This window comes from Streptomyces sp. Ag82_O1-12, from assembly GCF_900182715.1.
GTDB classification, from domain to species: domain Bacteria; phylum Actinomycetota; class Actinomycetes; order Streptomycetales; family Streptomycetaceae; genus Streptomyces; species Streptomyces massasporeus.
This window is the reverse complement of sequence record NZ_FXUW01000001.1, coordinates 8,122,361-8,135,758: the sequence shown is the minus strand read 5'-3', so window position 1 is coordinate 8,135,758 and position 13,398 is coordinate 8,122,361. Positions and strand designations below refer to the sequence as shown.

Annotated in this window: 13 protein-coding genes and 2 pseudogenes; 10 read left to right on the top strand and 5 right to left on the bottom strand. The window is 73.1% G+C overall.

The annotated features are described in order from the left end of the window. Positions 1–232 precede the first annotated feature (232 nt). Complete coding sequence (locus tag QOL88_RS37070) at positions 233–970, bottom strand: dienelactone hydrolase family protein (RefSeq protein ID WP_097222567.1); 738 nt, start codon at positions 968–970, stop codon at positions 233–235. Between the two features lie 282 nt (positions 971–1,252). Here QOL88_RS37070 and QOL88_RS37065 point away from each other — a divergent pair, with 282 nt between their 5' ends. From QOL88_RS37065 to ppk2, 3 genes are all read left to right on the top strand, one after another. Continuing rightward, positions 1,253–1,636, top strand: a complete 384-nt coding sequence (locus tag QOL88_RS37065) for a hypothetical protein (protein WP_097222566.1) — start codon at positions 1,253–1,255, stop codon at positions 1,634–1,636. A 59-nt stretch (positions 1,637–1,695) separates the two neighbouring features. Further along, positions 1,696–2,424 carry an SDR family NAD(P)-dependent oxidoreductase gene (locus QOL88_RS37060; protein ID WP_097223363.1) on the top strand — a complete coding sequence of 243 codons (729 nt, stop codon included), beginning with the start codon at positions 1,696–1,698 and terminating at the stop codon, positions 2,422–2,424. A 111-nt stretch (positions 2,425–2,535) separates the two neighbouring features. Beyond that, positions 2,536–3,492: a polyphosphate kinase 2 gene (gene ppk2 / locus QOL88_RS37055; protein ID WP_179879066.1), complete on the top strand. Its 957-nt coding sequence runs from the start codon at positions 2,536–2,538 to the stop codon at positions 3,490–3,492. Positions 3,493–3,546: 54 nt separating this feature from the next. Here ppk2 and QOL88_RS37050 read toward each other — a convergent pair whose 3' ends face one another. Together QOL88_RS37050 and QOL88_RS37045 are read right to left on the bottom strand one after the other, a co-directional pair. Further along, entirely contained in the window at positions 3,547–3,909 is a 363-nt protein-coding gene (locus QOL88_RS37050) for a hypothetical protein (protein ID WP_097222564.1), read from the bottom strand. A gap of 49 nt (positions 3,910–3,958) precedes the next feature. Beyond that, entirely contained in the window at positions 3,959–4,399 is a 441-nt protein-coding gene (locus QOL88_RS37045; protein ID WP_097223362.1) for an ATP-binding protein, read from the bottom strand. 793 nt (positions 4,400–5,192) lie between these two features. Here QOL88_RS37045 and QOL88_RS37040 point away from each other — a divergent pair. The 4 genes from QOL88_RS37040 to QOL88_RS37025 all read left to right on the top strand — a co-directional run bounded on the left by QOL88_RS37040 (position 5,193) and on the right by QOL88_RS37025 (position 10,123). After that, entirely contained in the window at positions 5,193–6,404 is a 1,212-nt protein-coding gene (locus QOL88_RS37040; RefSeq protein WP_179879065.1) for a hypothetical protein, read from the top strand. Between the two features lie 91 nt (positions 6,405–6,495). Continuing rightward, positions 6,496–7,026: a (2Fe-2S)-binding protein gene (locus tag QOL88_RS37035; protein WP_097222562.1), complete on the top strand. Its 531-nt coding sequence runs from the start codon at positions 6,496–6,498 to the stop codon at positions 7,024–7,026. Continuing rightward, entirely contained in the window at positions 7,023–8,027 is a 1,005-nt protein-coding gene (locus QOL88_RS37030) for an FAD binding domain-containing protein (protein ID WP_097222561.1), read from the top strand. Before QOL88_RS37035 ends, QOL88_RS37030 begins: the two co-directional genes overlap by 4 nt. After that, on the top strand, positions 8,024–10,123 hold the full coding sequence (locus QOL88_RS37025) for a xanthine dehydrogenase family protein molybdopterin-binding subunit (RefSeq protein ID WP_097222560.1): 2,100 nt from the start codon (positions 8,024–8,026) through the stop codon (positions 10,121–10,123). The genes QOL88_RS37030 and QOL88_RS37025 overlap by 4 nt, the downstream gene beginning before the upstream one ends. Here the strand turns inward: QOL88_RS37025 and QOL88_RS37020 are convergent. After that, positions 10,077–10,463, bottom strand: a pseudogene (locus QOL88_RS37020) (helix-turn-helix domain-containing protein); the annotation flags it as partial. The gene QOL88_RS37025 and the pseudogene QOL88_RS37020 overlap by 47 nt on opposite strands. Between QOL88_RS37020 and QOL88_RS37015 the strand changes: the two are divergent. Further along, positions 10,464–10,622, top strand: a pseudogene (locus tag QOL88_RS37015) (alpha/beta hydrolase); the annotation flags it as partial. A 182-nt stretch (positions 10,623–10,804) separates the two neighbouring features. Here the strand turns inward: QOL88_RS37015 and QOL88_RS37010 are convergent. After that, complete coding sequence (locus tag QOL88_RS37010; RefSeq protein ID WP_097222559.1) at positions 10,805–12,502, bottom strand: hypothetical protein; 1,698 nt, start codon at positions 12,500–12,502, stop codon at positions 10,805–10,807. A 246-nt stretch (positions 12,503–12,748) separates the two neighbouring features. Here QOL88_RS37010 and QOL88_RS37005 point away from each other — a divergent pair, with 246 nt between their 5' ends. Together QOL88_RS37005 and tgmA are read left to right on the top strand one after the other, a co-directional pair. After that, a complete protein-coding gene (locus tag QOL88_RS37005; RefSeq protein WP_179879064.1) occupies positions 12,749–13,072 on the top strand; it encodes a YkvA family protein in 324 nt (107 codons plus the stop codon). Positions 13,073–13,191: 119 nt separating this feature from the next. Beyond that, positions 13,192–13,383, top strand: a complete 192-nt coding sequence (tgmA, locus tag QOL88_RS37000; protein WP_033312495.1) for a putative ATP-grasp-modified RiPP — start codon at positions 13,192–13,194, stop codon at positions 13,381–13,383. Positions 13,384–13,398: the final 15 nt, after the last annotated feature.

Genomic DNA, 13,398 nt, shown 5'->3' with positions numbered 1-13,398 from the left:
ACGGTGTTCGCGGCGTCAGGCCCGGCCGGGCAGAGCACCCGGACGCGCTGGACGAGGGTCGCCAGTCATGACGGTCCGGACCTGTTGCAGGAGGGCGAAGCCCGCGCGGCCGAACATCCGGCGCCTGAGTGTCTTGATCCGGTCGACATGGCCTTCTGCTATGAGGGCTTGAGGGGAGGAGACTGTCAGCGCGCGACGCTGACCAGTCCTGGCGCCGGCGTGTTCGTCTGGGTCAGTCCCCCCGGTCCTCCGTCACTGGCAGGCACTCGGCGAGCAGGTCGACGACGTCGCGCCAGGCTCGCTGCGCGTGCTGTGGGTGGTAGCCGACGCCGGGGACCACGGGGTGGTCGACCGGCGGGTGGTGGAAGGCGTGCAAGGCGCCGCCGTAGACCGTGAGGCGCCAGTCGATGCCCGCGGCCTGCATCTCAGCGGTGAACGCGTTTCGTCGCGCGGGCGGCATGATCGGGTCTTCCGATCCGACCCCGGCCCACACCGGGCAGCGGATGCGCGCTGCCTCGCCCGGTCGGCCCGTGGTAGTTGCGTTGACTGTCCCGATCGCACGCAGGTTGACGCCGGCTCGCCCGAGTTCCAGCGCGATGGCGCCCCCGGTGCCGTAGCCGATGGCGGCGATCCGGTCGGGGTCGGTCCGGGGCTCGGTGCGCAACTCGTCGAGTGCCGCGTGGCCGATGCGCCGCATCCGGTCGGGATCAGCGAGCAGTGGCATGCAACGGGCCAGCATCTCCTCGGGGTCACCCAAATAGCACCCGCCGTGAAGGTCGAAGGCCAGCGCTACATATCCCAGCTCGGCGAGAGCATCGGCCCGGCGGCGCTCGACGTCGCTGAGCCCCATGCCCTCTGGTCCGAGCAGCACTGCGGGCCGGCGGTCGACACCGGCCGGGAGCGCGAGGTGCCCGATCATCGTCAAACCGTCGGCCGGGTACTCGACCGTGCGCGTCGTGATCGTCGTCATGAGACTGGACTGTAGTGATCGTCGAACCCGGTCCGGCCGCTGTTCTGCCGCTGGCAGAACAGCGTTGGTGCTCACGTCGGCGGTGCGCCCGCCCATGCCCCCCTTGTCGTCCGTCCTCGCCGGACCGCCCGGACGGCACCCGGCCCAGCATGGCGCTTCTCGCGTGGCTGCGGTCCTGACAGATGTCAGGCACCGCTATGCCCTGGGCCTGCCTAGGGTGCGGAGCGTTGAGACGGCCACCGTCGCGTGAGCCGGACCGCCACGGCACCGAAAGGAATCGTCATGCGCAGGACGACCGCGGCACTCGCCGTCGCCGGAGCACTCACCCTCGTGGTCACCACCTCCCAGAGCGCCGCGGCCGACGGGCACGGCAAGGGCTGGTACGGCGTGTGGGCGGACGGCGTCAACGTCCGCGACATCAACGAGGGCAACTGCATCCACGCACCGAGCACCTCGAACTGCCCCACGGTGCTCGGACAGATCAACTCCTGGGACGAGGTGCTGGTGTACTGCCAGATCCCGGGCCAGTCGGTGGGCGGCAATCCCTACTGGCTGATGGTCCAGCCCCGGGGCTGGACCAAGTACGGGATCATTTCCAGCTACTACGTCGAGAACAGCACCAACTGGATCGACGGGGTACCCGGGCTGAACGGCTGTGTGATCTAGGGCGGGTCCCGTCGCGGGACGCGCATCCTGGGGAAGGAGGCAGGTCCATGGGAGGTGCGGTGAGCCGGATCCTGGTGACGGGGTCCGCCGAAGGGCTCGGGCGGGCCGTTGCGGAGGCGCTGCTGGCGGCGGGGCACGACGTGGTGGTGCACGCCCGGTCCGAGGAGCGGGCGGCGGTGCTCGGCGAGCTGGCCGACCGTGGGGCTCACCTCGTGGTGGGCGACTTCGCCGAGCGTGACGCCGTGCGGCGGGTCGCCGACGAGCTGAACGCCTCGCGGCCCCTCGACGCCGTCATCCACAATGCCGGGGTGTGGAGCGGACCGGCGGTCATGCCGGTCAACATCGTCGCGCCCTATCTGCTGACCGCGCTGCTGCGCGGGCCTCGCCGGCTGGTGTACCTGAGCAGCAATTCCCATGCCGGCGGGCGGCCGGCGTCGCTGGACGGGGTCGACTGGCAGGGCCGGAGCGCGGGGTCGTACGCCGACAGCAAGCTGTTCGTGACGACGCTGGCGGCCGCGGTGGCCCGGCTGCGCCCGGGGGTGCTGAGCAACGCCGTGGATCCCGGCTGGGTGCCGACGAGGATGGGCGGGCCGGGCGCGCCGGACGACCTGGAGCTCGGCCACCAGACGCAGGAGTGGCTGGCGGTGAGCGACGACCCGGAGGCTCTGACGGCGGGCGGCTACTGGTACCACGGCCGGCGGTTGGAGCCGCATCGCGCGGTCCACGACGAGGCGTTCCAGGACCGTCTGGTGCGGGCTCTGGCCGAGGAGACCGGCACCGCGCTCTGAGCGGCCGGCCGGGGCGCCCGTGCCCGGCCGGAGTCCTCGCACTTCACATGGGTGGGTCCGGGCGGGGCACCCGTGTCTCCGTTCACCGGGCGAGGGACGGGGAGTCGAGTGATGAGCGCCGAAGACGCGGACAGGCTGCTGGACGGGCTGACCGTGGACACCAGCCGACGGGAGCAGCCGATCGTGCTGGACGGGGACGGGCGCCCCATCCGGACATGGCGGGAGAACCATCCCTACGACCGCAAGGTGGGCCGCAAGGAGTACGAGCGGTCCAAGCGCATCCTGCAGATCGAGCTGCTCAAGCTCCAGCGGTGGGTCAAGGACACCGGCGCACGCCTGGTCGTCGTGTGCGAGGGGCGTGACGCGGCGGGCAAGGGCGGCACGATCCAGCGGCTGACCGAGCGGCTCAACCCGCGCGGCGCTCGCGTGGTCGCCCTGGACAAGCCCACCGAGCGCGAGGTGGGCCAGTGGTACTTCCAGCGGTACATCGCGCACCTGCCGACGGCCGGGGAGATCGTCTTCTTCGACCGCTCCTGGTACAACCGGGCCGGTGTGGAACGCGTGATGGGCTACTGCTCCAAGGACGAGTACGAGCTGTTCCTCGGCCAGTGCCCGGCCTTCGAGCGGATGCTGGTGGACGACGGGATCCTGCTGGTGAAGTTCTGGTTCTCCGTGTCCCGCTCGGAGCAGCGCACCCGCTTCGCGATCCGGCAGGTCGACCCGGTGCGCCAGTGGAAACTCTCCCCCACCGACCTGGCCTCGCTGGACCTCTGGGACGACTACACCGAGGCGAAGGTGGACATGTTCCGCGCCACCGACGCCGCCCACGCCCCCTGGACGGTCGTCAAGAGCAACGACAAGCGGCGCGCCCGGCTGGAGACCATGCGCAGTCTGCTGTCGCGCATCGACTACGCCAGCAAGGACCGGGAAGCGGTCGGCACACCCGATCCCCTCATCGTGGGTGCCGCCGACACCCTCCTGGAGCCGGGTGAGGAGGACACCACGCTGTCCCCCACTCCGTTGTCCCCCGGCGCCGGCGGTCCCGGCAAGCACCCCGAGAGCCACTGACACGGACCCGGGTCCCCTCTCGCCCTACGAGGAAGGGGACCCGGGTCCGCCTCATCACCGGGCCGAAGCGCGCGTCTCCGTACGGTGGTCGTAATACGCCCAGAGGGTCACGGCCACGACGGCGGTGAGCCCGACGGTCAGGACCCGCACGGGGCCACTGGTCAGGTAGGCGACCAGACCGGTGAGCCCCGCTCCGCACAGCATGATCAGGCGGCTGACGAAGCGGTTCTCGGACGGCTGGGGGTCCTCCCGGTCCTTGAGGTCGTGCAGGGCGTCGTGAGCCGGGTGCGCGGACCCGCGACGGGCGCGGACGCGGTACTGCAGTCCGTAGCTGATCAGTGCGTACAGGGCGAGGGCGCCCAGGACCCAGAGCCAGACGTAGGGGTCGTCGTCACTCGATCCTCTTGCCAGGTACACGACACTTCTCCTTCGGGAGCGGGCCTCGACGGTGAGCGGAACTCAACTGCTACCTGCCGCCCCGGCGGCCCGTGTCCGCTTCGGCATCTGCCGCGGGGTCGGCGGGACGGAAGCATGCCGTCACCGTCTTGCCGTGCCGCTGGCACCTCATCGCCCAGTCGTCGGCGAGCTGGCGCACGATCGCCACTCCGCGGCCGGAGACCTCGCCCGGCTCCGGATCGCGCTGGCGCGGCAGCGTCGGGTCCTCGTCGTGGACGCTGACGTGAAGGCAGTCGCCGTCCCAGGTGAGGACCAGGTGCGCGTCACTGTGCGCATGGATGTGCGCGTTGGTGATCAACTCGGACACCGCCAGCACGACGGCGTCCACCGTGTCCGGCTCGGCAGCCGCCCAGGGCAGGGTCTGGAGACGCCCGCGTGTCCACTCCCGCCCTGCTCGCACTCCTTCGGACATACGAAAGGAGTGCGCCCACCCCATCGCCTTCACCGCCACTGCCCCCGGCCCCCTCTTCTCGGCCACGCACGAACTCGTGCTCAGCCGGGTACCCCGCCGCGGCCTCGACAGGCATGGGCCGCACGGCACCGTCGTCGCCGCCGAACAGCGCGGAACCGCCCCGGCGCGATCGTCAGGGCCTGGAGAACCGGCCGGGCCACCCGGACGGCGGGGAACCGTCGGTGCGGACGCCGTTCGTGACCCGCGGGCCGAGCCCGGCACCGCGTACGAGGACCGGCTGAAGCTCCTCGACGGGGCTGGAGGCGGCGAACCACGCCCTTGACGGGGACGGCTGAACGGCGCCCCCCGCCTGGCGAAGCGAGCAGGACCCGCCCCGATGCGGATGGTGGGCGGGCCCTGCTCGTGCGCACCATTGTCGGGACCGGGCGGCGGGCGGGCCACGGGTGAGATCCGCGGATGTGTGCGCGGCGCGCACACCCCGCGTGCGTGGCGCACATCCCGCACCTCACGCCTGGCACGACCCCGGGCACTACCGGGTGTCGCAGCACGCCACCCCGTCGTCACACACCACCCCCCTCGCGCCACATGACGCAGCCCGGCACGGGTAGGCGGTGGGCATGAGCGACGGCGGGACGGAAGAGGGGACGGGCGTGCTCGACACGAGGAGCGACAATCAGGGTGACCGGAGCGCGCCGCGGGCCGGCCGGGGTGGTGAAGGGGCGTAGACACCTGCGTCACCGGCGACCGGAGCCGGGTGCGACCCCGGCTAGCACCCGTCGGCCTGCGGCGACGATACTGGCAAGCACACCTACCCCCGCTTACAGATGGACCCATGCTGACCTCCCCCACCGTTCGCCCCATGACTCCCGCCACGGTGTGGCCGGCGCGCGGCCGCCACGCCCCGGGATCCGCGGAAGACGTTCTCCGGCGCTCCCTGCAGCAGCGCAAGGACAGCCGGGCCATCGACGACTTCCTGGAGCTGCCCGAAGACGAAACCGCCCCGGCGGAACGGGTCTTCGAGGCCCGTTGGCGGGTCGGTGACGACGTGACCGTACGCGCCCGGCTGAGCCTGAAGCCCGGCCCGGGCGAGGGGGGCGGGCAGGAGTGGCTGCTGGTCGCGGAGGCCGAGCAGCCGTGGGACCTCGCATGGCCCTCCCCCGCCGGCCTGTTCTGGCCGGAGGACCCCGACTTCGCCTGGGACCAGGATCCCGCCACGCGTCTGGCCCTGGGAGAGATCAACCCCCTGCCCCAGGACGACCGGGAGATCCGCCGCCTGCTCAGGAGCGCCGTGCGCGGGGGGTGGCACATCCACGTGGTCGTCCACGAGGCGATGAGCACGGACGACCGGGGACGTACGCCGGTGGCCCGGTGGCTGCCGCCGGGCCTGCGCCACCGTGTGGTGGAGCACCACGCAGCCCCGCAGCAGCTGCGCGGCCTGAACTGGGCCCTGCGGGACTCCGGGGTCGAGGTGCCGCGCGGTGGCGCGGTGGTCCTGCCGGGCGTTCCGGCACCGGAGGGCTACGACGCCCGGGACTTCTCGGTCCGCGCCGTCTTCCTCGACGGCTCCGAGCCGGCCGACCTCGTCGACGCGGTGACGCGGTTCGCCGCACTCCCCCGGCCCCTGCCCGACGGTGCCGAGGACGCCCTCACCGCGCTGCGGGAGGACTGGCACCTGCTGACGCTCAGGGAGGAGCTGGACCGCCAGCGCGGTCTGGTGGCGATGTACGCCGAGGCGCTGGAGGCCATGACGAAGTCCCGTGACCTGTACCGGGAGGCCGCCGAGAGCGCCCACGAGGCCCTGGCCGTCTACCAGGAGGCCGCCCGGGCCGCTCCCGCCGGACCCCAGCCGTCGGGTCCGCCCGCCGCGTCCCCGCTGCAGCAGCTCACACGGACGTTCGAACGCTTCAAGGTCAAGCGTCCCGCCACTCCGGCCGGTGACCAGAAGAAGAGTGACGAGAAGAGCGACGCGCCGAACGACGCGACTAGCGACAAGACGAGCGACGTCGAGAGCACCGCCGACCAGCGCGTGACGTCGGAGCGGTAGCACCTCCTCGTGGGTCGCACGTGTCAGTCGTGCCGTCCTGGATACGCGGTCCGTACGGCATCACGGCCCGCCCGGGAAGGTCCTCCACGACATGGGCAACCATCGGCACCACTCGCGGACCACGCTCCGCGTCAACGGCAAACCGCACACGCTCACCGTCGACCACCGGCGGGTCCTGCTGGACCTCCTGCGGGAGGATCTCGAGCTCACGGGTGCCAAGAAGGGCTGCGACCACGGTCAGTGCGGCGCCTGCACCGTCCTGGTGGACGGGCGGCGCGTCAACAGCTGCCTGCTGTTCGCGGTCGCCCTCGACGGCCGTGAGGTCACCACCGTCGAGGGCCTGTCCGGCGACGGTGAGGAGCCGCATCCGCTGCAGCGGGCCTTCCTGGAGCGCGACGCGTTCCAGTGCGGCTACTGCACCCCGGGCCAGATCTGCTCCGCGGCAGGCGCGCTCGCCGAGGCCGCGGCCGGTCACCCCTCGCACGTCACCGACCCGGCGGCGCCCTCGGGCGAGCCGGTGCCACTGGACCGTGCGGAGATCCGGGAGCGGCTGAGCGGCAACCTGTGCCGGTGCGGTGCGTATCCGCGGATCGCCGAGGCCGTGGAGGACGTGATCCCGTGAAGGAGTTCGCCTACGTCCGCGCCGGCAGCGTCGAGGAGGCGACCTCCGCGTACGCCTCCCACGCCGGCGCCCGCTACCTCGGCGGCGGCACCAACCTCGTCGACCTCATGAAGCTCGGCGTCGAGGCGCCGAGCGCCCTCATCGACGTCACCCGGCTGCCCCTGGACAGGGTCGAGGAACTGCCCGACGGCGCGCTGCGCGTCGGGGCGATGGTCCGCAACAGCGACCTCGCCGCGCACCCCCTCGTGCGCGACCGGTACCCGGCGCTGTCGCAGGCGGTGCTCGCGGGCGCTTCCGGACAGTTGCGCAACGCTGCGACGACCGGCGGGAACCTGCTCCAGCGCACCCGGTGCCCGTACTTCCAGGACCTGTCGAAGCCGTGCAACAAGCGCGAGCCGGGCAGCGGCTGCGGCGCACGGGAGGGTGTCCACCGTGATCACGCGGTGCTCGGGCACTCCGCGCACTGCATCGCCACCCACCCGTCGGACATGGCGGTGGCACTCGCCGCCCTCGACGGGCGTGTCGAGCTGGACGGGCCCGAGGGAGCCCGGAGTGTCGCGGCGGCGGACTTCCACCGGCTGCCCGGGGACCGGCCCGAGCAGGACACCGAGATCCGTCCCGGCGAACTGATCACCGGTGTGGTGCTGCCGGCCGTCACGGCCGGGCTGCCGTCGGCCTACCGCAAGGCCCGCGACCGGGCCTCGTACGCCTTCGCGCTCGCGTCCGTCGCGGTCGTGCTGCGCCTGGAGGACGGGGTCGTCGGCCATGCGGGGATCGCCTTCGGGGCGCTGGCGCACCGGCCCTGGCGGGCCCGGCGGGCGGAGGAGGCGCTGCTGGGCGCGGCCCCGACCCGGGCGGCTTTCGAGCACGCCGTCGAGCGGGAGCTGTCCGCCGCGCAGCCGTTGCGGGACAACGCCTACAAGGTGCCGCTCGCCCGCAATCTCGCCGTGGACGTGCTGTCCCGGCTCACGGACACCGCGCTCGCCGGGAGGGCCTCATGACCGGCAGTGTGGGTGCCCCCGCCGAGCGCCGCGAGGGGCTGGAGAAGGTCGGCGGCACGGCCCGCTACGCCGCGGAGTTCCACTTCCCCGGCCGGGCCCAGGCCTGGCCGGTGCCGGCGAGTGTGGCCCGGGGCCGGGTGACCGGCATCGACACGGCGGCCGCGCTGGACGTGCCCGGTGTCCTCGGCGTCCTCACCCACGAGAACGCGCCGCGGCTGTCGGAACCGGACGATCCCACGCTCGCCCTGCTACAAGATCCCCGGGTACCGCACCGCGGCTGGTTCGTGGCCCTGGTGGTGGCCGAGACCCTGGAGGCGGCCCGCGCCGGTGCGGCGGCCGTCCGCGTCTCCTACGCCGCCGAGGAGCACGACGTGACCCTCACCGCCGAGCACCCGGGTGTCCATGTGCCCGAGGAGGCCAACGGCGGTCACCCGGCCGTCCGTGAACAGGGGGACGCCGACGGGGCGTTCGGTTCCTCGGCGACCCGGGTGGACGTCGCGTACCGGGTGCCGCCGCTGCACAACCACCCCATGGAGCCGCACACCAGCACGGCCCGGTGGGAGGACGGCCGGCTCAGCGTGCACACCTCCAGCCAGGGCACCGGTGCCGTGCGGTCCGTGCTCTCCGGGTTGTTCGGGCTGCCGAAGGAGCGGATCGTCGTCACCGCCGAGCACGTCGGCGGCGGCTTCGGGTCCAAGGGCACGCCACGGCCCGACGTGGTGCTCGCCGTCATGGCGGCACGTCACACCGGGCGGCCGGTGACGGTGGCGCTGCCGCGCCGGTACCTGCCCGCCGTCGTCGGGCACCGGGCCCCGACCCTCCACCGGCTGCGGCTCGGGGCCGACGCGGACGGCCGGCTCACGTCCCTGGCGCACGAGGTCACGACGCACACCTCCCGCATCAAAGAGTTCGTGGAGCAGGCGGCGGTGCCCGCACGGGTGATGTACGCCGCGCCGCACAGCCGTACGGTGCACCGGGTCGCGGCGCTGGACGTTCCCTCACCGTCCTGGATGCGGGCTCCGGGCGAGGCACCCGGCATGTACGCGCTGGAGTCCGCCATGGACGAGCTGGCCACCGAACTGGGCATGGACCCGATCGAGCTGCGCGTCCGCAACGAGCCGGACGTCGAGCCCGACAGCGGCAAGCCGTTCAGCAGCAGGCATCTGATCGAGTGTCTGCGCGAGGGCTCCCGGCGCTTCGGGTGGGACGGGCGCGATCCCCGCCCGGGCGCCCGCCGGGACGGGCCCCTGCTGCTGGGAACCGGAGTGGCGGCGGCGACCTACCCCGTCATCGTGGGCCCGTCCACCGCGGCGGCCCGCGCCCGGCCCGACGGGACGTTCCTGGTGCGGATCAACGCCACCGACATCGGGACGGGTGCCCGGACCGTGCTCGCGCAGGTCGGCGCCGACGCTCTCGGGGTGCCACTGGAGCGGGTGCGGATCGAGGTCGGCAGCACCGAACTCCCGTCGGCGCCGCTGGCCGGCGGCTCGTCGGGCACCGCCTCCTGGGGCTGGGCGGTGCACGAGGCCTGCGCCCGGCTGGCCCGGCGCCTGGCCGAGCACGCCGGGCCGCTGCCCGAGCAGGGCCTCGACGCCCGCGCCGACACCGAGGGGACCGCGGACGCCGAGAGCGACTTCGCGCGGCACGCCTTCGGGGCGCACTTCGCCGAGGTCGCGGTGGACACGGTCACCGGCGAGGTCCGGGTCGGCCGGCTCCTGGGGGTGTACGCGGCGGGCCGCATCCTCAACGCCCGTACGGCGCGCTCCCAGTTCGTGGGCGGCATGACGATGGGCCTGGGCATGGCACTGACCGAGGGCAGCACCATGGACGCCGCGTTCGGTGACTTCACGGAGTCGGATCTGGCCTCGTACCACGTGCCCGCGCACGCCGACGTCGCCGAGATCGAGGCGCACTGGGTCGACGAGGAGGACTCCCGCCTCAACCCCATGGGCAGCAAGGGGATCGGGGAGATCGGCATCGTCGGGACGGCCGCGGCGATCGGCAACGCCGTGCACCACGCCACAGGCGTCCGTTTCCGTGAACTCCCGCTCACACCGGACCGGGTGCTGACCGGGCTGCTCGACCACCGGGCCTGAAACGCGGCATGGCGGGGGCCGTTCCGCGGCCGGGCCATGCGAGGTCGTCAACGGCGAGAAACGGCTCGTCGGCCACGGTCGCGGGGGTTGCCCCGGTGAACGCCTTGACGTCCCGATGCAGGTGGGACTGGTCGGCGTAGCCGGTCTCGGCCTCGACGTGGGCCGCGGCGTCACCCGCGACCAGGCGGTGGGCGGCATGGTCGAAGCGGACCAGGCGGTGGGCGGCATGGTCGAAGCGGACCAGCTTCACGGCGCGCTTGGGCGGCAGGCCGAGCTGCGACCGGAACCGGGACCACAGCCTCTTACGGCTCCACCCGACCTCGGCTGCGAGTCCGTCGACTGGCGGTCCTCATCCGCCTCCGACTACCGAGCCGTTCCGGGCGCGAAGGTCGAGTTGCTGCCCGGTCTCGGGCACTCGCCCCTGCTGGAGGATCCACCGCGGACCGCGACCCCCCTGCTGGCCTTTACCGCGCTCCACCCCGAACGGGCGGATGAGTGAAGAGCAGGGGTGGCCGGCCCGGCACGGCTTCTCCGTCACCGGGCCATGCCGTCAACCTGTTTCGGCCCGCGATGAACGACCCTCCGTCGCCCATCCCATCAGGACGTCGGGCCGCATGAGTGGACCGGATCCGCAGGCGACGGCGCCGCGATCCGGTCCAACCCAAGGGAACCTTCCGGGCCTCACTCCGCCATGCCGTGTGCCTCGGACACCGGCGCGGCCTCCCACTGCCTGGCGGCGATGGGCGCCAGCACCCGGAAGACCAGGGCGACGAGGGCCAGCAGAGCCGCGCACCCGGCGACTCCGGCGGCCAGCCACGGCGGGGCGAGCGCCAGGTCGACGGCCCGGGACAGGGACGCCGACGGGAAGGAACTGCCGTACGCCTGGGCCCCGGCCAGCACCGTGGGCACCAGCACCGCGCCGGCCAGCACCAACGCCACGGGACGCAGCGCCAGCAGCACCGCAAGCACCGTGCACAGCACCGACAGGCCGAGGGCGAACGCGTGCAGCCGAAGGGACGCGTCGCCGCGCTGCAGCGGGAAGTGGACCACCGCGCACACGGCGAGGGCCAGGGCGGCGAGCCATCCCGACCAGGACACGGACCGGGCGTACCGGTCCGTCGCCGGCTCGCGCTCCGGAGGTGAGTCGTCGAGGGCGCGGTGGGTCTCGCGGACCGAACCCGCGCGTGCCGCACGGCGCTTGCCGGTGCGGCCGGGCGCCTCGGCCTTCGCGGTCTCGCCCTCGGGGCGCGACGTGCCGTTCGGGCGACGGCCGTTGCGGTCCAGCCGCTCCAGGCCGAGGCGGTCGATCAGCTCGACCAGTTCCCCGACGGAACGGCCGGTGGCGGCCGCGCGCAGCGCCTCCTCGCGGACGTGGGGCTCCTGCGGCTCCTTGTGCAGCAGGGTCACCAGCCGGGTCACTTCTTCCACCGGCCGGTGGGCGGCCGCGGCCCGGATCGCGTCGTCAGCGCGGTCGGCGTCGCGCGGGGGCTTCGTCAGCAGGGCGATCATCCGGGACACGTCCTCCACGGACCGGGACACCCCTGCGGTGCGGAGCGCGTCGACCCTCGCCTGCGCGTGATCGGGCGACTCCTCCAGCGAGACGATGAGGTCGACGACCTCCTCCAGCGGCCGATCGGCCACGGCGGCGTGCACCAGGTCGCTGACGGCGTCGCCGTACGGTGCGCCGGAGGCGGGGCCGCTACCGGGCCTCAGCTCCACCGGGTTGTCGTCGAGCGACCGGATGACGAACGGCCGTGCGCCCGGCCGGCCGGCGTCGTCCGGGCCGGGCCCGGCGGACGGAACGGCATCCTCCGGAGCGGCGTCCTCCGGAGCGGCGTTGGCCGGAGTGGCGTTGGCCGGAGTGGCGTTGGCCACATGGGCGGGCCCGGCGGACGGATCGGCATCATCCGGGCCGGTGGTGGTCACGTGTGCGGGCCCGGCAGGCTCCTCCGCGGGGTCCGGCCGGTTCATGGCGGGGGCGGCGGGCCGCGCCTCCGCGGGATCCAGCCAGTCCTCGGCGGGCGGTACGGGCCGCGCGGCGGCCGGGTCCGGCTCGGGGGCGGCCGGCCGCGTTGCCGCCCCGGCCGCCGGGTGGGAGCCGAGGGCCACGGGCCCGGCGTCCGCCCGGTCGGCCTGGTGGGAACCGGCGACGGCGGGCTCGGCGCGCCCCGCCGGGTCCGCCTCGTATGCCTCGTACGGCCCGGCGGCCGGCTGTGCGCTCGTCTGCTCCACCTGGTGCGTGCGGGTGGCGACGGTCGTCTGCTCCACCTGGTGCGTGCCGGTGGCGACGGTCGTCTCGGCGGACGGCTGGGCGGACCCGCTCGGCTCGTTCGGTATGGCAGGTTCGTTCGAGCGGGGTGATGAAGAGCAGGTGGTCATCCTCGCCTCCGTGGGAAGAGTGCGGCCGCTCCTGCGCCCCCCGTCGTGTGACGAGCGACGTTACGCTGACCATTACTAGGCGCCCCCGTCACCCCGTGCCACTCGGGTGAGCCAGCGGGATGACCACCCGTACGGAAAATGCGCCGACTCGCCGACCTATCGGGCCCGGGCCGCAATACAGCCGCCGGAAAAGGGAATCCAGCTAAGGACACCCCGTGTCGCGGCACGCCAGGAGGAGGGCAACCCGTGGATACGACCACCAAGGTGATCATGCTGGCCGCGGTTCTCGCGGCCTTCGTCCTCGTCTTCGCCGTCGTCGTCCTGGTGCGGCTGGTCCGGACCCGCCGCGATCTGCGGCGTGCGGGACTGCCCACGGGGCCGCGCTGGGTCTTCTGGGGCGCGGTGCTCTATCTCGTGCTGCCCGTCGACCTTCTGCCCGACCCGGTGTACCTGGACGACATCGGCGTTCTGCTGCTCGCTCTGCGCACTGTCCGCGGCTCCCTCGGCGAACGGGAGCGCAGTACGGCACACCGGTCGGACCGGCAACTGGCCGATGACTACGGAAAGTAAGGAAACCAACCACCCGTTCGATTCGTATAAGTCTCTGGAAGCCGAAACAGGCCGGCGGCCCGGGCGGCCGCGCCCCCAGGCCCAGGCCTGCTCGGCGCAGTACCGACGAGGGAGAGACGATGCAACCGTTCGCGCTCAACTACGCGCGCCCGGCAGTGGAGTTGGAAGCTGCCATTCCGTACGTGTACGACGCCGGACTGCAGTTGAACGTACTCCGCGACGGACGGGTCGCGGCCTCTGACTTCGCCCTGTTGAGAGAGTTCGGCACCACGACGTCCACCGCCGGCTCCAAGACGCACTTCGACGACTGACCGCGGGCCGTCGAC